The following is a 17,898-nucleotide window of genomic DNA, read 5'->3' as shown; positions in this document are numbered from 1 at the left end:
AAGCGTAGCAGACTTCTTACAATTTTTTTCTTTTATAGTAAAATAAGATTAGAATTTTGAGAAAGTAGGTAATTCGTTGGAGTCGATTATATTTCTAGTATCCGTTTTTTTAGCAGGTATCCTGTCCTTCTTTTCACCCTGTATCTTCCCTTTACTACCTGTCTATGCTGGTATTCTGCTAGATGATCACGGAAATTCGAAAAGTTTTCGCTTTTTTGGAAGAGACGTTGCATGGTCAGGTTTAATTCGGACCTTGTGCTTTATTGCTGGAATTTCCCTCATTTTCTTTATTTTAGGATTTGGAGCTGGATTCCTAGGGCACATGCTCTATGCAGACTGGTTTCGTTATGCTATGGGGACAGTCATTATTCTTTTAGGGCTTCACCAGATGGAAATCTTGCATTTCAATAAACTGGAAGTTCAAAAGACAGTCACCTTCAAACAATCAAAGTCAAATCACTATCTATCAGCCTTTTTACTTGGGATAACCTTTAGTTTTGGCTGGACTCCTTGTATTGGACCAGTCTTAAGTTCGGTCTTAGCTCTAGCGGCTTCAGGAGGGAATGGTGCTTGGCAAGGAGCCATACTAACCTTAGTGTACACATTGGGGATGGCGCTTCCTTTCCTTGTTTTGGCCTTAGCTTCGGGCTGGATTATGCCCTATTTTAGTAAATTAAAACCCCACATGATCCTACTAAAGAAAATTGGGGGAGCCTTGATTATTTTGATGGGATTATTATTAATGTTAGGGCAGTTAAATGCCTTGTCAGGAATTCTTGGATAAAAGGAGAAAAAGATGAAAAAAGTTATTTTTACTGGATTGAGCCTCATGTCTCTATTCTTGTTGATTGCCTGTGGTGAAAAAGAAACCAAACAGACAAGCAGTCCAAAACAACCTGCTGTACAACAAATCGCAGTGGGTAAAGATGCACCAGACTTCACCTTACAGTCCATGGATGGCAAAGAAGTGAAGTTATCGGACTACAAAGGGAAAAAGGTCTATTTGAAATTCTGGGCTTCTTGGTGTGGACCATGTAAAAAAAGCATGCCTGAGCTGATGGAATTAGCTGCCAAACAAGATCGAGACTTTGAAATCTTGAGTGTCATTGCACCAGGTCTACAAGGTGAAAAAACAGTTCAAGACTTTCCAAAATGGTTTCAAGAACAAGGGTATAAGGATATACCAGTCTTGTATGATACCCAAGCAACTGCCTTTCAAGCCTACCAAATTCGTAGTATTCCAACGGAATACTTGATTGACAGTCAAGGTAAAATCGGGAAAATTCAGTTCGGTGCTATTAGCAATGCAGATGCGGAAGCAGCATTTAAAGAGATGAAATGAAATAAAGAAAAAATCGCGATTCTTCGCGATTTTTTTATAGTTTTTCATTGATAAAGCGGATAAATTGATTCCACCAAACTTTCAAAAAGAAGGCTTTTTCTACTTTCTTTTCAGCGACCATTTCAAAAGAAGGTTTTTCAGAAGTGAGATAACCTTGACCGACCAAATCCTGATCGTCATAGGTTAGAGTACCGACAACCTTGCCTTCTTCCAGTGGGGCTATTTCTGATTTTGGTGTGAATTGAAGAGCTGATGTTTTTTCACTTCCAACTCGTTGGACGATTGCAATATCTGACTTAGCAATTGCAGCTACCTTATCTTCTCTCCCATCAAGGACTGTCACTTTACTATCTTTATAGGTTTCGCCTTTCTGAACGACAGTTTTTAAAGCAAAGTTCGCAGAAACATAATCTAAAAGTGAAGAAGTTGCAGTAAAACGTGCATAAGGGTTGCTATCTTGCTGGTCTGCATTTAAAACAACCGTAATGATACGCATCCCTTTCTCAACGGTTGTTCCAACGAAAGAAGCACCGGCTTTGTCGGTAGTACCTGTTTTCAAACCGTCGACACCACCACGATAGGCTGGCATTCCTTCCAACATATAGTTGGTTGAGTGGATTTCAAGTCCAGCAAAAGTAGAAGTTGGCTTTTTGGTGATTTCCAAAACTTGAGGATAATCTCGTATGAGGTTACGAGCGACGATTGCAACGTCGTAGGCACTCAACTTGTTTTCATCATCTTTTTTAGAACCAGGATAGATATTATCACCAAGGGTCTCATTATTTAAACCAGTTGTATTTACAATAGTTGCATCTTGAATTCCCCATTCAAGAAGTTTAGCCCTCATTTTGTCTACAAAGTCTTTCTCAGAACCAGCAATTTTTTCTGCTAGCGCAATCGCAGCACTGTTTGCACTGGATACCATTGTAGCCTCTAATAATTGTGCAACAGTATAATTTCGAGCTTCCATAGGGACGTTACTCGCCTCAGAATTGGTTGTAAGTTTGTAAGGATAGTCCGAAATATCGACAGGTGTAGATAGGCTGATGGTTCCTTGTTCCAAGGCCTCATAGACCAAATAGACTGTAACAAGTTTGGTAATAGAAGCAATTTCTACAGGCTGATTTGCATCTTTCTCGTAGAGGATTTTTCCAGTTGTAGCCTCGACAGCAATGGCATGTTTAGCAGCAACATCAAACTCCTGAGCAGAAACAGTAGAAACTGTTCCAAAAACAAAAAGTGTTATAAAAGATAGAATTATTTTTTTCATATTAGCTTTATTTTATCATAAAGAAAAAAAATATTCTCGCTTTTATACTAAAGCCATCTTATCTTTTGAAGAAATATGATAAAATAAATAGAGGAGGATGCCTATGTTCCGTAGAAACAAATTATTTTTTTGGACAGCTGAAATTTTATTATTAACACTGATTTTCTATCTTTGGAGAGAGATGGGAGCGATTATTACTCCTTTCGTGACGGTTGTGAATACCATCATGATTCCATTTTTGTTAGGTGGATTTTTTTACTACATTACCAATCCAATCGTTACCTTTTTGGAAAAGAGATGTAAGATTAATCGTCTAATTGGTGTCTTGGTCACTCTCTGTGCTTTAATTGGTGCTATCGTGGTTGGGGTCGTTTATCTCTTGCCGATTTTGATTAATCAGTTGACCAGCTTGATTATTTCTAGTCAAAACATCTATAGTAGACTACAAGATTTGATCATCGATTTGTCCATGAATCCAGTCTTCCAAAATATTGATATTCAACAAACAATCCAACAACTTAATCTCTCCTATGTGGATATCCTCCAGAATATCCTTAATAGCGTCAGCAATAGTTTAGGAAGCGTTCTTTCAGCCTTGTTTAGCACGGTTCTGATTCTCATTATGACCCCCGTCTTCTTGATTTATTTCTTGTTGGATGGTCATAAGTTGCTACCGATGTTGGAACGTACCGTCTTAAAACATGACAAATTAAATCTTTCTAGCCTTTTAACCAATCTCAATACAACCATAGCACGTTATATCAGCGGAATTGCGATTGATGCGGTTATTATTGGATGTTTAGCCTATATTGGTTATAGCGTTATCGGATTAAAGTACGCCCTAGTTTTTGCTATTTTCTCTGGAATTGCAAATTTGATTCCTTATGTTGGCCCAAGCATTGGCTTGATTCCGATGGTGATTGCCAATGTATTCACGGATCCTCATCGTATGCTGATTGCGGTTGCCTATATGCTTATTATTCAGCAAATCGATGGAAATGTTCTTTATCCACGTATCGTTGGAGGGGTTATGAAAGTACACCCGATTACGATTTTGGTGCTTCTCTTATTGTCAAGTAATATTTACGGCGTCATAGGGATGATTGTAGCAGTGCCAACCTACTCTATTCTCAAAGAAATCACTAAGTTCTTGGCAAAATTATATGAAAATCATAAGGAAGCTAAAGAACTGGAAAAATCAGAATCCATTTAGAATCAGGGAAACCTGATTTTTTTGTGAGCATAATACAGCTAGAATGAAATAAGCTTTAATTGTATAAAGAAGCAGAAGAACAGCACTTTGTAAGATCCAGATTAATTCACAAAATATGTGTAAAACACTTGCAATTTAGCAGAAATTTGATAAAATAGTAAGGAAAGTTAGACTGTATTGCCTACTGTCTATCTATAAAATATATTTTATTGGAGGCTTTTACTCAAATGGCAAAAGAAAAATACGATCGTAGTAAACCACACGTTAACATTGGTACTATCGGACACGTTGACCACGGTAAAACTACTTTGACTGCAGCTATCACAACTGTTTTGGCACGTCGCTTGCCTTCAGCAGTTAACCAACCTAAAGACTATGCGTCTATTGATGCTGCTCCAGAAGAACGCGAACGCGGTATCACTATCAACACTGCGCACGTTGAGTATGAAACTGCAAAACGTCACTATGCTCACATCGACGCTCCAGGACACGCGGACTACGTTAAAAACATGATCACTGGTGCTGCTCAAATGGACGGAGCTATCCTTGTAGTAGCTTCAACTGACGGACCAATGCCACAAACTCGTGAACACATCCTTCTTTCACGTCAAGTTGGTGTTAAACACCTTATCGTCTTCATGAACAAAGTTGACTTGGTAGACGACGAAGAATTGCTTGAATTGGTTGAAATGGAAATCCGTGACCTCTTGTCAGAATACGACTTCCCAGGTGACGATCTTCCAGTTATCCAAGGTTCAGCTCTTAAAGCACTTGAAGGTGATACTAAATACGAAGATATCATCATGGAATTGATGGATACTGTTGATGAGTACATCCCAGAACCAGAACGTGATACAGATAAACCATTGCTTCTCCCAGTCGAAGACGTATTTTCAATCACTGGACGTGGTACTGTTGCTTCAGGACGTATCGACCGTGGTACTGTTCGTGTCAACGACGAAATTGAAATCGTTGGTATCAAAGACGAAACTCAAAAAGCAGTTGTTACTGGTGTTGAAATGTTCCGTAAACAACTTGATGAAGGTCTTGCCGGAGATAACGTAGGTGTTCTTCTTCGTGGTATTCAACGTGACGAAATCGAACGTGGACAAGTTATCGCTAAACCAGGTTCAATCAACCCACACACTAAATTCAAAGGTGAAGTCTACATCCTTACTAAAGAAGAAGGTGGACGTCACACTCCATTCTTCAACAACTACCGCCCACAATTCTACTTCCGTACTACTGACGTTACAGGTTCAATCGAACTTCCAGCAGGTACTGAAATGGTAATGCCTGGTGATAACGTGACTATCGACGTTGAGTTGATCCACCCAATCGCCGTAGAACAAGGTACTACATTCTCTATCCGTGAGGGTGGACGTACTGTTGGTTCAGGTATGGTTACAGAAATCGAAGCTTAATTCGATTAAGTTCCCAGAAGAACAATTATTTAAGTCAGACACTAAAAGAATCTTGCCTTGCAAGGTTCTTTTTTTATTCTTGTTCTATTTGAAGTGCTTCTACTCTAGCAGTAAAATCGTTTTTTTGGTATAATAAAAATTATGGAAATTGAAAAAACCAATCGTATGAATGCGCTTTTTGAATTTTATGCTGCGCTTTTGACAGACAAGCAGATGAACTATATTGAACTCTACTATGCTGATGACTACAGTCTTGCTGAGATTGCTGAAGAGTTTGGTGTCAGTCGTCAGGCTGTCTATGATAATATCAAGCGGACAGAAAAGATTCTAGAAGATTATGAGATGAAATTGCACATGTACTCAGACTACATTGTCCGCAGTCAGATTTTTGACCAGATCTTGGAGCGTTATCCCAAGGATGACTTTCTGCAGGATCAGATAGAAGTCTTAACAAGCATTGATAATAGAGAATAAGTATGGGGAGTATAGTCATCTACAAAGGTATACCCTGTAAACTATTAGCTGCTGAGGCTCCTTTTCCCACAAGACTACAAATCCTCTCGCCTGATTCTATCTCTCGAGCTCTTCAAGAGGGCTTTAGCTGTTGGGGATATCCAAATGAGATAATGAAAGAAGTCACTCCAGAAGAACTTGTTTGTTTACAAGATTTTGGACGTTTTCCACCGAATTAATGAAATATAGGAGAAAAAAATGGCATTTGAAAGTTTAACAGAACGTTTGCAGAACGTCTTTAAAAATCTACGTAAAAAGGGAAAAATCTCTGAGGCTGATGTTCAAGAAGCAACTAAAGAGATTCGTTTGGCCTTGCTTGAGGCCGACGTTGCCTTGCCTGTTGTGAAGGACTTTATCAAGAAGGTTCGTGAGCGTGCAGTTGGACATGAAGTCATTGATACCCTTAATCCTGCTCAACAGATTATCAAAATCGTTGATGAAGAACTGACAGCTGTTTTAGGTTCTGATACGGCAGAAATTATCAAGTCACCCAAAATTCCAACTATCATCATGATGGTCGGTTTGCAGGGGGCTGGTAAAACAACCTTTGCCGGTAAATTGGCTAATAAACTCAAGAAGGAAGAAAATGCTCGTCCTTTGATGATTGCGGCAGATATTTATCGTCCAGCAGCCATCGATCAGTTGAAAACGCTTGGACAACAAATTGATGTTCCTGTCTTTGCACTTGGAACAGAGGTTCCAGCTGTTGAGATTGTTCGCCAAGGTTTGGAGCAAGCACAAGCCAATCACAACGACTATGTCTTGATCGATACGGCAGGTCGTTTGCAGATTGATGAGCTCCTAATGAATGAGCTTCGTGACGTAAAAGCATTGGCCCAACCAAACGAAATTCTACTCGTTGTTGATGCCATGATTGGTCAGGAAGCAGCTAATGTTGCCCGTGAGTTTAATGCTCAGTTGGAAGTAACTGGTGTCATCCTTACCAAGATTGATGGGGACACACGTGGTGGTGCGGCTCTATCCGTTCGTCATATCACTGGTAAACCAATCAAGTTTACTGGTACGGGTGAAAAGATCACAGATATTGAAACCTTCCACCCAGACCGTATGTCAAGCCGTATCCTTGGTATGGGGGATATGTTGACCTTGATTGAGAAAGCTTCTCAGGAATACGATGAGCAAAAAGCCCTTGAAATGGCTGAGAAGATGCGTGAAAACACCTTCGATTTCAATGATTTCATTGATCAATTGGATCAGGTACAAAACATGGGGCCAATGGAAGACTTGCTCAAGATGATCCCAGGTATGGCTAACAATCCAGCCCTTCAAAATATGAAGGTGGATGAGCGCCAGATTGCGCGCAAACGTGCCATTGTATCTTCCATGACACTTGAAGAACGTGAAAACCCTGATTTGTTAAATCCAAGTCGTCGCCGTCGTATCGCTGCAGGTTCTGGAAATACCTTTGTCGAAGTTAATAAATTTATCAAGGACTTTAACCAGGCCAAACAGCTCATGCAAGGTGTCATGTCTGGAGATATGAACAAGATGATGAAGCAAATGGGAATCAATCCAAATAACCTTCCAAAAAATATGCCAAATATGGGAGGAATGGATATTTCTGCCCTTGAAGGCATGATGGGACAAGGTGGAATGCCGGATATGTCAGGTCTAGGAGGCGCAGGCATGCCAGATATGAGCCAGATGTTTGGTGGAGGTCTCAAAGGTAAAATCGGTGAATTTGCCATGAAACAGTCTATGAAACGCATGGCCAACAAAATGAAAAAAGCGAAGAAGAAACGCAAATAAAAAAAGGAAAGCAGAAATGCTTTCCCTGCATATAAAAAAGAACTCTGAATCTGATTCAGAGTTCTTTTTAAGTGCGATTGGCCTATTCCCACTCAACGGTTGCAGGTGGTTTACTTGTAATATCGTAGACGATGCGGTTAACGTGGTCCACTTCGTTGACGATACGTACAGAAATCTTTTGAAGGACTTCCCAAGGAATCTTGGCAAAGTCAGCTGTCATACCATCGATAGAAGTGATCGCACGAATGGCGATTGTGTAGTCATAAGTACGACCATCACCCATAACACCAACTGAACGAACACCTGTGTTGACAGTGAAGTATTGCCAGATATCGCGGTCAAGACCAGCTTTAGCGATTTCTTCACGCAGGATAGCATCAGACTCACGAACAGTTTCTAGTTTTTCTTCAGTGATTTCACCCATGACACGGATAGCAAGTCCTGGTCCTGGGAATGGTTGGCGCCATACGATGTGGTCTGGCATACCAAGCTCTGTACCGAGGGCACGGACTTCGTCTTTATAAAGAGTGTTCAATGGTTCAATCAATTCAAATTGCATGTCTTCTGGAAGACCACCAACGTTGTGGTGCGACTTGATGGTTTGAGCAGTATCTGTACCAGACTCAATCACGTCAGTGTAAAGCGTTCCTTGAGCAAGGAATTTCACATCTTTTAGCTTGCTAGCTTCGTCATCAAAGACATAAACAAATTCGTTACCGATGATTTTACGTTTTTGCTCAGGGTCAGAAACACCTGCAAGTTTGTCAAGGAAGCGTTTAGCAGCATCTGCTTTGACAATGTTCAAACCAAACTTACCACCAAGCATGTCCATAACTTGGTCAGCCTCTCCCTTACGGAGAAGACCGTGGTCTACAAAGATACAGATCAATTGATCACCGATTGCTTTTTGAAGAAGAACTCCAACAACAGAAGAGTCAACACCACCTGATAGACCGAGAAGAACACGCTTGTCACCTACAGTTTCACGGATTTTCTTGATCTGCATATCGATAAAGTTGTCCATTGACCAGTCACCCTTAGCTTTACAGATGTTAAGGGCAAAGTTGCGAAGGATATCATTTCCGTATACAGAATGGCGCACTTCTGGGTGGAATTGGATACCATAGATGTGCTTTTCTGGGTTTTCAATGGCTGCATAAGGACAGTCAGCAGAAGTACCAGTACGAACAAAATCAGCTGGAATCTCTGTAACAGCATCGCCATGGCTCATCAAAACAATCTGTTCTTCTGGTGTTCCTTCAAAGAGGGCAGAAGTGGTATGAGTAAGTGGTGATTGGCCATACTCACGGTTACCAGCATCACCTGCAGGGACAACTTTTCCTCCAAGTTTATGAGTTAAAAGTTGCATACCATAGCAGATTCCTAAAATTGGAATGCCAAGTTCAAAAATTTCTGGGTCAATATCAAATGAACCATCTTCGTATACAGAGTTTGGTCCACCAGAGAGGATGATCCCTACAGGGTTAATCGCACGAACCTCTGCAGCTGAGATTTTGTGACTTTTTAGCTCAGAAAAAACACCAATTTCACGAATACGGCGTGAAATCAGCTGGTTGTATTGGCTACCATAGTCCAGCACGATGATTTTTTCGACATCTTGCAAATCAGTTGAAATGTTGCTCATCTTTTTCCTTTCTCAAAAGAAATATCTTTTTCAATATTTTATCACAAATAGGGGCGAATTACCAACTAAACAAGGCAAAGTTTGACTTTTTCTTAGCAAATACGGTACAATGGAGAAAATAAAGAAAAGAAGTGAGAATCATGCTACCAGCTTATATGAAAATCCACGATCAAATCAAGAAGGATATAGATGAGCATCATTGGAAAATTGGTGAGAGACTTCCAAGTGAGCGAGATTTAGCTGAACAGTTTCAAGTTAGCCGGATGACATTACGCCAGGCTATCTCTCTCTTAGTTGAGGAAGGAGTTTTGGAGCGTCGTGTAGGAAGTGGGACTTTTGTCTCTAGCACTCGTGTCCAAGAAAAAATGCGGGGGACGACCAGTTTTACGGAGATTGTCAAATCTCAGGGCAAAGTACCTTCTAGCCAACTTATTTCTTACAGAAGAACCATTCCAAATGAGCAAGAGGTCGCAAAGCTAGGGATTACTCCGACAGAGAATATTATTCGCATGGAACGGGTGCGTTACGCTGACCAAGTTCCGCTAGTCTATGAAGTCGCATCCATTCCTGAGAAATTCATTAAGGATTTCAAAAAAGAAGAAATCACCAGTCATTTCTTCCAAACCTTGCAAGAACATGGTTACCGAATTGGAAAATCCCAACAGACCATTTATGCGAGATTAGCTAAGGAAAAAATTGCTCACTATCTAGAAGTCGAAAAGGGGCATGCCATTTTAGCCTTGACTCAGGTTTCCTATCTCGATGATGGGACAGCTTTTGAATATGTCAAGAGTCAGTATGTGGGTGAACGTTTTGAATTTTATCTTGAAAACAACTAGTCTCAGAAGACTAGTTTTTCGTTTCTAAGAAGATTAGAATTGTCAAAACAATTTGCCTAGGCTTGATTTTATTCATTATTTACTATAAAATGAGAAGGAAAAACGTCAAACTTTTATATTGCAAATAGGAGAAAACATGACAAAAACATTAAAACGTCCTGAGGTTTTATCGCCTGCAGGGACTTTAGAGAAGCTAAAAGTGGCTGTTCGGTATGGAGCTGATGCTGTTTTTATAGGTGGACAAGCTTATGGTCTTCGTAGCCGTGCAGGAAACTTCACTTTTGAACAGATGGAAGAAGGTGTGCAGTTCGCTGCCAAGCATGGTGCCAAGGTCTATGTGGCTGCCAACATGGTTATGCACGAAGGAAACGAAGCTGGGGCTGGTGAGTGGTTCCGTAAGTTGCGAGACATTGGGATTGCGGCAGTTATCGTGTCAGATCCGGCCTTGATCATGATTGCAGCAACAGAAGCACCAGGTCTTGAAATCCATCTTTCAACTCAAGCCAGTGCGACTAACTATGAAACGCTAGAGTTCTGGAAAGAACTTGGTCTAACTCGCGTGGTTTTGGCTCGTGAAGTTTCAATGGAAGAATTGGCAGAGATTCGCAAACGTACAGACGTGGAGATTGAGGCCTTTGTCCATGGAGCCATGTGTATTTCTTACTCAGGTCGCTGTACGCTTTCAAACCACATGAGTATGCGTGATGCTAACCGTGGTGGTTGTTCTCAATCTTGCCGTTGGAAATACGATCTCTACGATATGCCTTTTGGCCAAGAACGTAAGAGCCTTAAGGGTGAAATCCCAGAAGAATTTTCGATGTCAGCCGTTGACATGTCTATGATTGACCATATTCCAGATATGATTGAAAATGGTGTAGATAGTCTAAAAATTGAAGGTCGTATGAAGTCCATCCACTATGTTTCAACTGTGACCAACTGTTACAAGGCGGCTGTGGATGCTTACCTTGAAAGCCCAGAAAAATTTGAAGCTATCAAACAAGACTTGGTAGATGAGATGTGGAAGGTTGCCCAACGTGAATTGGCAACAGGTTTCTATTATAGTACACCTACAGAAAATGAACAGTTGTTTGGTGCACGCCGTAAAATCCCTGAATACAAGTTTGTTGCTGAAGTGGTAGCTTATGATGAAGCAACCCAGACAGCAACTATTCGTCAACGGAATGTAATTAACGAAGGCGATCAAGTTGAGTTTTACGGACCAGGTTTCCGTCATTTTGAAACCTATATCGAAAATCTTCACGATTCTAAAGGAAATAAAATCGACCGTGCTCCAAATCCAATGGAACTCTTGACCATCAAGGTTCCCCAACCTGTTCAGGCAGGTGACATGGTCCGCGCTCTTAAGGAAGGTCTTATCAATCTCTATAAGGAAGACGGGACAAGTGTCACAGTTCGTGCCTAGAGAAGGAAAAGTGAATGATTCAAGTGCAAGGATTGTTGGTAGATAATGAAAGCAGATGTGTTCACTATCACGGTGAAAAGGATATTATTTCCCTCCAGTGCTATGAGTGTAAAAAATACTATGCTTGCTATCAGTGCCACAATGCTATAGAAACGCATTTGTTTTCACCTTACCCCTTGACGCTTGCGGAGGATCGACCGATTTTATGTGGGGCTTGTAAGAGGACAATAACATTTCAAGAATATCAAAAGCAGATAACTTGCCCTTATTGCAAATCCCCATTTAATCCAGGTTGTAAACAACACTATTCCTACTATTTCAAATAAAATGCAAGATCCAAGTTTTAAACTTGGATTTTGCATTTTATTTAGGAAAACAGAGTGAAAGTGGAAAAACACTCGCTCTAAAATGAGAAATTTTTCTATATAATAGGATAAAAATGGCAAAAATAGAAATAAATCATCTGAAACGCTTTCAATATGAGTAAAAAGTTGACAAATCAAAATTTTAGGACTAAACTAAATAAGTAAATTTTAAATAAAAGGAGAATTCATCATGAATTTAACATTTTTCGGTCTTTGTCTTGCCTGTATGGGTGTATCCCTTGCAGAAGGTATGTTGATGAACGGTTTGTTCAAGTCAGCAGCTCGCCAACCAGACATCATTCCACAATTGCGTAGCTTAATGATCATGGGGATTGCCTTTATCGAAGGAACATTCTTTGTAACTCTCGTATTTTCATTTATCATCAAATAAAGAGAAGTATAAAATGGAAAAGGGAGGATTCTAGATGGAAGAAAGTATCAATCCAACCATCAATATTGGTCCTGTTACCTTTGATTTAACCTTGACAGCATTGACTTTGTTGTCTGTGGCACTGATTTTTGGCTTTATCTATTGGGCAAGTCGTAATATGACTGTGAAACCCAAAGGAAAGCAAAATGCACTAGAGTATCTCTATGACTTTGTAGTCGGATTTACAGAACCCAACGTAGGTTCTCGGTACATGAAAGATTACTCACTCTTTTACTTGTGTTTATTTCTTTTTATGGTTATCGCAAACAATCTTGGTTTGATGGCGAAACTTCAAACTACAGATGGGACAAACCTTTGGACATCGCCAACTGCAAATCTCCAGTTTGACTTGGCTTTGTCATTTGGAATTATCCTGATGACCCATATAGAAGGAATTCGTCGCCGTGGTGTTAAAAAATATCTGAAAGGCTTTGTTACCCCAGGATTTATGACACCGATGAATCTCCTTGAAGAAGTCACGAATTTCCTATCACTTGCTTTGCGGGTATTCGGAAATATCTTTGCCGGAGAAGTGATGGCTAGTCTGCTTATCACACTTTCACATCAGGCTCTTTATTGGTATCCAGTCGCATTTGTTACCAATCTAGTCTGGACGGCGTTTTCTGTGTTTATTTCCTGTGTTCAGGCTTATGTATTCACAGTCTTGTCTTCTATGTATCTAGGAAATAAAATTAATGATGAAGAGTAGAAAGGAGTAACAGATGCACGTAACAGTAGGTGAATTAATTGGTAACTTTATTTTAATCGCTGGCTCTTTTATCCTTTTGATTGTCTTAGTTAAGAAATATGCGTGGTCAAACTTGACAAGTGTCTTCGAAGAAAGGGCAAATAAAATTGCTGCTGATATTGATGGAGCTGAACAGGCTCGTCAAAAAGCAGAAACTCTTGCCCAAAAACGTGAAGATGAATTGGCTGGTAGTCGCAACGAAGCCAAAACAATCATTGAAAATGCTAAAGAGACTGCAGAAAAGAGCAAAGCAGATATTCTGGCTGATGCTAAAGTAGAAGCAGGTCGCTTAAAAGAGAAGGCGAATCAAGAAATTGCTCAGAATAAAGCTGAAGCTTTGCAAAGTGTTAAGGGCGAGGTGGCAGATTTGACGATTAGTCTCGCTGGTAAAATCATCTCAAAAAACCTTGACAGTCATGCTCATAAGGAACTCATTGATCAATATATCGATCAGCTAGGAGAAGCCTAATGGACAAGAAAACAGCAAAGGTAATTGAAAAGTACAGCATGCCTTTTGTCCAATTAGTGATTGAAAAAGGAGAAGAGGACCGGATTTTTTCAGACTTGGATCAAATCAAGCAAGTCGCAGAAGAAACGGGCTTACCTTCTTTTTTAGCTCAGGTGGCAGTTGATGAGTCTGATAAGGAAAAAACAGTTGTTTTTTTTCAAGACTCTGTCTCACCTTTAATGCAAAACTTTATTCAGGTTCTGATTTACAATCACAGAGCAAATCTTTTTTATGATATCATTGTTGATTGTTTGAATCGTCTTGAAAGAGAAACCAATCATTTTGTAGTTACGATTTCTTCAGCTCATCCTTTAACGGACGAACAGAAGGAACGTTTGCTTCCCTTGATAGAGAAAAAAATGTCTCTGAAAGTACGGAGTATCAAAGAACAAATTGATGAAGGACTCATTGGTGGTTTTGTCATTTTTGCTAATCACAAGACAATTGATGTGAGTATTAAACAACAACTTCGAGTTGTTAAAGAAAATTTGAAATAGAAAGTGGTGTTCTTTTGGCAATTAACGCACAAGAAATCAGCGCTTTAATTAAGCAACAAATTGAAAATTTCAAACCCAATTTTGATGTGTCTGAAACAGGTGTTGTAACCTATATCGGGGACGGAATTGCGCGTGCTCACGGTCTTGAAAATGCCATGAGTGGAGAGCTGTTGATTTTTGAAAACGGCTCTTATGGGATGGCGCAAAACTTGGAGTCTACAGACGTTGGGATTATCATCCTTGGAGACTTTACAGATATTCGTGAAGGTGATACCATTCGCCGTACAGGTAAAATCATGGAGGTCCCTGTGGGTGATAGCCTGATTGGACGTGTTGTTGACCCACTTGGTCGTCCAGTTGACGGTCTTGGAGAAATCCATACTGACAAGACTCGTCCAGTGGAAGCACCAGCTCCTGGTGTTATGGAGCGTAAGTCTGTATCAGAACCATTGCAAACAGGTTTGAAAGCTATTGACGCCCTTGTACCGATTGGTCGTGGTCAACGTGAGTTGATCATCGGTGACCGTCAGACAGGGAAAACAACTATTGCAATTGATACGATCTTGAACCAAAAAGGTCAAGATATGATCTGTATCTATGTAGCGATTGGACAAAAAGAATCAACAGTTCGTACGCAAGTAGAAACACTTCGTCAGTACGGTGCCTTGGACTACACAATCGTTGTGACAGCCTCTGCTTCACAACCATCTCCATTGCTCTTCCTAGCTCCTTATGCTGGGGTGGCTATGGCAGAAGAGTTTATGTACCAAGGTAAGCATGTTTTGATCGTTTATGATGATCTTTCAAAACAAGCGGTAGCTTATCGTGAACTTTCTCTCTTGCTTCGTCGTCCACCAGGTCGTGAAGCCTTCCCAGGGGATGTTTTCTACCTCCACAGCCGTTTGCTTGAGCGCTCAGCTAAAGTTTCTGACGAGCTTGGTGGTGGTTCAATCACAGCCCTACCATTTATCGAAACACAAGCAGGAGATATCTCTGCTTATATCGCAACCAACGTGATTTCAATCACAGATGGTCAAATCTTCCTTGGCGATGGTCTCTTCAATGCAGGTATTCGTCCAGCCATCGATGCGGGTTCATCTGTATCTCGTGTAGGTGGTTCTGCACAAATCAAAGCTATGAAGAAGGTTGCTGGTACACTTCGTATCGACCTTGCTTCATATCGTGAGTTGGAAGCCTTCACTAAGTTTGGTTCTGATCTGGATGCGGCTACTCAAGCTAAGTTAAATCGTGGACGTCGTACCGTTGAAGTTCTGAAACAACCAGTTCACAAACCATTACCTGTTGAGAAACAAGTAACCATTCTCTATGCTTTGACACATGGTTTCTTGGATACGATTCCTGTAGATGACATTGTTCGTTTTGAGGAAGAGTTTCATGATTTCTTTGATGCACAACATCCAGAGATTTTGGAAACTATTCGTGAAACAAAAGACTTGCCAGAAGAAGCAGTCTTGGATGCTGCGATTACAGAGTTTCTCAATCAATCCAGCTTCCAATAAGAATAGAGGTGTCAGATGGCAGTATCTCTAAATGATATTAAAACAAAAATCGCCTCAACAAAAAATACTAGTCAAATCACTAATGCCATGCAAATGGTATCGGCTGCTAAACTAGGTCGCTCTGAAGAAGCGGCTCGCAACTTCCAAGTTTACGCTCAGAAAGTTCGTAAGCTTTTGACGGATATTCTGCATGGTAACGGATCTGGTGGTTCAACCAATCCGATGCTCATCAGTCGTCCAGTTAAGAAAACAGGCTATATCGTTATCACTTCAGACCGTGGCTTGGTTGGAGGTTATAATGCTTCCATCCTTAAAGCCGTTATGGAGCTGAAAGAAGAATACCATCCAGATGGTAAAGGTTTTGAGATAATCTGTATCGGTGGGATGGGAGCTGATTTCTTTAAGGCTCGTGGCATTCAGCCAATCTATGAACTACGTGGCTTGGCAGATCAACCTAGTTTTGATGAAGTTCGTAAAATTATTTCAAAAACGATTGAGATGTACCAAAACGAACTTTTTGATGAATTATACGTCTGCTACAATCATCATGTCAATACTCTCACAAGTCAAATGCGTGTGGAACAAATGCTGCCGATTGTTGACTTAGATCCAAATGAAGCGGATGAAGAGTATAGCTTGACCTTTGAGTTGGAAACGAGTCGTGATGAGATTCTAGAGCAGTTGTTACCTCAGTTTGCAGAAAGTATGATATACGGGGCTATAATCGATGCCAAGACAGCTGAGAATGCTGCAGGTATGACAGCCATGCAAACGGCGACTGATAATGCCAAGAAAGTCATCAATGATTTGACAATCCAGTATAACCGTGCCAGACAGGCGGCGATTACACAAGAAATTACAGAAATTGTAGCGGGGGCTAGTGCCTTAGAATAAGGCTTTGCCTCTCTCGTATCAAAATGAACTTAGGACCTAGGTGAACTAGGAACCGACAGTATCTTATATAGAATAGGAGAAGGAGATGAGTTCAGGTAAAATTGCTCAGGTTATTGGACCCGTTGTCGACGTCTTGTTCGCAGCAGGTGAAACACTTCCTGAGATTAATAATGCACTTGTCGTCTACAAAAATGACGAAAGAAAAACAAAAATCGTCCTTGAAGTAGCCTTGGAGTTGGGTGATGGTATGGTTCGTACGATCGCCATGGAATCAACAGATGGTTTGACTCGTGGAATGGAAGTTTTGGACACAGGCCGTCCAATCTCTGTACCAGTAGGTAAAGAAACTTTGGGACGTGTCTTCAACGTTTTGGGAGATACGATTGACTTGGATGCTCCTTTCGCTGAAGACGCTGAGCGTCAGCCAATTCATAAGAAAGCTCCAACTTTTGATGAATTGTCTACCTCATCTGAAATCTTGGAAACAGGGATCAAGGTTATCGACCTTCTTGCCCCTTACCTAAAAGGTGGTAAAGTTGGACTTTTCGGTGGTGCCGGAGTTGGTAAAACTGTCTTGATCCAAGAATTGATTCACAATATTGCCCAAGAACACGGTGGTATTTCAGTATTTACTGGTGTTGGGGAACGTACTCGTGAAGGGAACGACCTTTACTGGGAAATGAAAGAATCAGGTGTTATCGAGAAAACAGCCATGGTATTTGGTCAGATGAATGAACCACCTGGAGCACGTATGCGTGTTGCCCTTACTGGTTTGACAATCGCTGAATACTTCCGTGATGTAGAAGGCCAAGATGTGCTTCTCTTTATCGATAATATCTTCCGTTTCACTCAGGCTGGTTCAGAAGTATCTGCCCTTTTGGGTCGTATGCCTTCAGCCGTTGGTTACCAACCAACACTTGCTACGGAAATGGGTCAATTGCAAGAACGTATCACATCAACGAAGAAGGGTTCTGTAACCTCTATTCAGGCTATCTACGTGCCAGCGGATGACTATACTGACCCTGCGCCAGCAACAGCCTTCGCTCACTTGGATTCAACTACAAACTTGGAACGTAAGTTGGTACAGTTGGGTATCTACCCAGCCGTTGATCCTCTAGCTTCAAGCTCTCGTGCCTTGGCACCTGAGATTGTTGGTGAGGAGCACTATGCAGTTGCTGCTGAGGTCAAACGTGTCCTTCAACGTTACCATGAATTGCAAGATATCATTGCTATCCTTGGTATGGATGAACTCTCTGATGAAGAAAAGACTTTGGTTGCTCGTGCCCGTCGTATCCAGTTCTTCTTGTCTCAAAACTTTAACGTTGCCGAACAATTTACTGGCCAACCTGGTTCTTATGTACCAGTAGCGGAAACAGTTCGCGGCTTTAAGGAAATCCTTGAAGGAAAACATGACCATCTACCAGAAGATGCCTTCCGTGGTGTCGGTTCAATCGAAGATGTGATTGCAAAAGCTGAGAAAATGGGATTTTAAGAGGT

Annotated in this window: 19 protein-coding genes; 17 read left to right on the top strand and 2 right to left on the bottom strand. The window is 40.9% G+C overall.

The window, feature by feature from the left end; all coding sequences use genetic code 11:
- Positions 1-76: 76 nt before the first annotated feature.
- Together ccdA2 and sdbB are read left to right on the top strand one after the other, a co-directional pair.
- Entirely contained in the window at positions 77-784 is a 708-nt protein-coding gene (gene ccdA2, locus ACVX3R_RS05435; RefSeq protein ID WP_458794484.1) for a thiol-disulfide oxidoreductase-associated membrane protein CcdA2, read from the top strand.
- Positions 785-796: 12 nt separating this feature from the next.
- Complete coding sequence (gene sdbB / locus ACVX3R_RS05430; RefSeq protein ID WP_458794483.1) at positions 797-1,342, top strand: thiol-disulfide oxidoreductase-associated lipoprotein SdbB; 546 nt, start codon at positions 797-799, stop codon at positions 1,340-1,342.
- 34 nt (positions 1,343-1,376) lie between these two features.
- On the opposite strand, the gene pbp3 is transcribed toward sdbB, so the two are convergent.
- Positions 1,377-2,612 carry a D-alanyl-D-alanine carboxypeptidase PBP3 gene (gene pbp3 / locus ACVX3R_RS05425; protein WP_458794482.1) on the bottom strand — a complete coding sequence of 412 codons (1,236 nt, stop codon included), beginning with the start codon at positions 2,610-2,612 and terminating at the stop codon, positions 1,377-1,379.
- A gap of 103 nt (positions 2,613-2,715) precedes the next feature.
- On the opposite strand from pbp3, the gene ACVX3R_RS05420 reads away from it, so the two are divergent.
- The 5 genes from ACVX3R_RS05420 to ffh all read left to right on the top strand — a co-directional run bounded on the left by ACVX3R_RS05420 (position 2,716) and on the right by ffh (position 7,532).
- Complete coding sequence (locus ACVX3R_RS05420; protein ID WP_000489822.1) at positions 2,716-3,825, top strand: AI-2E family transporter; 1,110 nt, start codon at positions 2,716-2,718, stop codon at positions 3,823-3,825.
- Between the two features lie 227 nt (positions 3,826-4,052).
- Complete coding sequence (gene tuf / locus ACVX3R_RS05415; RefSeq protein ID WP_001040717.1) at positions 4,053-5,249, top strand: elongation factor Tu; 1,197 nt, start codon at positions 4,053-4,055, stop codon at positions 5,247-5,249.
- A gap of 141 nt (positions 5,250-5,390) precedes the next feature.
- Positions 5,391-5,723, top strand: a complete 333-nt coding sequence (locus ACVX3R_RS05410) for a putative DNA-binding protein (protein WP_268704301.1) — start codon at positions 5,391-5,393, stop codon at positions 5,721-5,723.
- A gap of 2 nt (positions 5,724-5,725) precedes the next feature.
- The gene (locus ACVX3R_RS05405; protein WP_045617008.1) at positions 5,726-5,941 is read left to right on the top strand and encodes a hypothetical protein; all 216 of its coding nucleotides are present in this window, start codon (positions 5,726-5,728) and stop codon (positions 5,939-5,941) included.
- A 19-nt stretch (positions 5,942-5,960) separates the two neighbouring features.
- A complete protein-coding gene (ffh, locus tag ACVX3R_RS05400; RefSeq protein ID WP_458794481.1) occupies positions 5,961-7,532 on the top strand; it encodes a signal recognition particle protein in 1,572 nt (523 codons plus the stop codon).
- 82 nt (positions 7,533-7,614) lie between these two features.
- Here ffh and guaA read toward each other — a convergent pair whose 3' ends face one another.
- Positions 7,615-9,177: a glutamine-hydrolyzing GMP synthase gene (gene guaA, locus ACVX3R_RS05395; RefSeq protein WP_038806148.1), complete on the bottom strand. Its 1,563-nt coding sequence runs from the start codon at positions 9,175-9,177 to the stop codon at positions 7,615-7,617.
- A gap of 140 nt (positions 9,178-9,317) precedes the next feature.
- Here guaA and ACVX3R_RS05390 point away from each other — a divergent pair, with 140 nt between their 5' ends.
- The 10 genes from ACVX3R_RS05390 to atpD all read left to right on the top strand — a co-directional run bounded on the left by ACVX3R_RS05390 (position 9,318) and on the right by atpD (position 17,893).
- Positions 9,318-10,016, top strand: coding sequence for a GntR family transcriptional regulator (locus tag ACVX3R_RS05390; protein WP_125389371.1), 699 nt, complete (start codon positions 9,318-9,320; stop codon positions 10,014-10,016).
- A 136-nt stretch (positions 10,017-10,152) separates the two neighbouring features.
- Entirely contained in the window at positions 10,153-11,439 is a 1,287-nt protein-coding gene (locus ACVX3R_RS05385; RefSeq protein WP_458794480.1) for a peptidase U32 family protein, read from the top strand.
- A gap of 14 nt (positions 11,440-11,453) precedes the next feature.
- Entirely contained in the window at positions 11,454-11,765 is a 312-nt protein-coding gene (locus ACVX3R_RS05380) for a CHY zinc finger protein (protein WP_458794479.1), read from the top strand.
- 229 nt (positions 11,766-11,994) lie between these two features.
- Entirely contained in the window at positions 11,995-12,195 is a 201-nt protein-coding gene (locus ACVX3R_RS05375; protein WP_001054555.1) for a F0F1 ATP synthase subunit C, read from the top strand.
- A 34-nt stretch (positions 12,196-12,229) separates the two neighbouring features.
- Complete coding sequence (atpB, locus tag ACVX3R_RS05370) at positions 12,230-12,943, top strand: F0F1 ATP synthase subunit A (RefSeq protein ID WP_458794478.1); 714 nt, start codon at positions 12,230-12,232, stop codon at positions 12,941-12,943.
- A 13-nt stretch (positions 12,944-12,956) separates the two neighbouring features.
- The gene (gene atpF / locus ACVX3R_RS05365; RefSeq protein ID WP_000558543.1) at positions 12,957-13,451 is read left to right on the top strand and encodes a F0F1 ATP synthase subunit B; all 495 of its coding nucleotides are present in this window, start codon (positions 12,957-12,959) and stop codon (positions 13,449-13,451) included.
- Positions 13,451-13,987, top strand: a complete 537-nt coding sequence (locus ACVX3R_RS05360; protein WP_458794477.1) for a F0F1 ATP synthase subunit delta — start codon at positions 13,451-13,453, stop codon at positions 13,985-13,987. The genes atpF and ACVX3R_RS05360 overlap by 1 nt, the downstream gene beginning before the upstream one ends.
- A 14-nt stretch (positions 13,988-14,001) precedes the next feature.
- Positions 14,002-15,507, top strand: a complete 1,506-nt coding sequence (gene atpA / locus ACVX3R_RS05355; RefSeq protein ID WP_458794476.1) for a F0F1 ATP synthase subunit alpha — start codon at positions 14,002-14,004, stop codon at positions 15,505-15,507.
- A 15-nt stretch (positions 15,508-15,522) separates the two neighbouring features.
- Positions 15,523-16,401 carry a F0F1 ATP synthase subunit gamma gene (locus ACVX3R_RS05350; protein ID WP_061414282.1) on the top strand — a complete coding sequence of 293 codons (879 nt, stop codon included), beginning with the start codon at positions 15,523-15,525 and terminating at the stop codon, positions 16,399-16,401.
- Positions 16,402-16,486: 85 nt separating this feature from the next.
- Entirely contained in the window at positions 16,487-17,893 is a 1,407-nt protein-coding gene (atpD, locus tag ACVX3R_RS05345; RefSeq protein WP_000094371.1) for a F0F1 ATP synthase subunit beta, read from the top strand.
- Positions 17,894-17,898: the final 5 nt, after the last annotated feature.

The organism is Streptococcus sp. 517s (assembly GCF_054445985.1).
Note: the sequence above shows the minus strand (reverse complement) of the source record. Positions and strands in the feature narration are given on the sequence as shown.

Coding starts and splice junctions, on each gene's coding strand:
- ffh (WP_458794481.1), top strand. CDS start 5,961: ATGGCATTTGAAAGTTTAACAGAACGTTTGCAGAACGTCTTTAAAAAT.
- pbp3 (WP_458794482.1), bottom strand. CDS start 2,612: ATGAAAAAAATAATTCTATCTTTTATAACACTTTTTGTTTTTGGAACA.
- ACVX3R_RS05410 (WP_268704301.1), top strand. CDS start 5,391: ATGGAAATTGAAAAAACCAATCGTATGAATGCGCTTTTTGAATTTTAT.
- ACVX3R_RS05350 (WP_061414282.1), top strand. CDS start 15,523: ATGGCAGTATCTCTAAATGATATTAAAACAAAAATCGCCTCAACAAAA.
- ACVX3R_RS05360 (WP_458794477.1), top strand. CDS start 13,451: ATGGACAAGAAAACAGCAAAGGTAATTGAAAAGTACAGCATGCCTTTT.
- sdbB (WP_458794483.1), top strand. CDS start 797: ATGAAAAAAGTTATTTTTACTGGATTGAGCCTCATGTCTCTATTCTTG.
- ACVX3R_RS05375 (WP_001054555.1), top strand. CDS start 11,995: ATGAATTTAACATTTTTCGGTCTTTGTCTTGCCTGTATGGGTGTATCC.
- guaA (WP_038806148.1), bottom strand. CDS start 9,177: ATGAGCAACATTTCAACTGATTTGCAAGATGTCGAAAAAATCATCGTG.
- tuf (WP_001040717.1), top strand. CDS start 4,053: ATGGCAAAAGAAAAATACGATCGTAGTAAACCACACGTTAACATTGGT.
- atpB (WP_458794478.1), top strand. CDS start 12,230: ATGGAAGAAAGTATCAATCCAACCATCAATATTGGTCCTGTTACCTTT.
- ACVX3R_RS05390 (WP_125389371.1), top strand. CDS start 9,318: ATGCTACCAGCTTATATGAAAATCCACGATCAAATCAAGAAGGATATA.
- ACVX3R_RS05380 (WP_458794479.1), top strand. CDS start 11,454: ATGATTCAAGTGCAAGGATTGTTGGTAGATAATGAAAGCAGATGTGTT.
- ACVX3R_RS05385 (WP_458794480.1), top strand. CDS start 10,153: ATGACAAAAACATTAAAACGTCCTGAGGTTTTATCGCCTGCAGGGACT.
- atpD (WP_000094371.1), top strand. CDS start 16,487: ATGAGTTCAGGTAAAATTGCTCAGGTTATTGGACCCGTTGTCGACGTC.
- ACVX3R_RS05420 (WP_000489822.1), top strand. CDS start 2,716: ATGTTCCGTAGAAACAAATTATTTTTTTGGACAGCTGAAATTTTATTA.
- atpF (WP_000558543.1), top strand. CDS start 12,957: ATGCACGTAACAGTAGGTGAATTAATTGGTAACTTTATTTTAATCGCT.
- ACVX3R_RS05405 (WP_045617008.1), top strand. CDS start 5,726: ATGGGGAGTATAGTCATCTACAAAGGTATACCCTGTAAACTATTAGCT.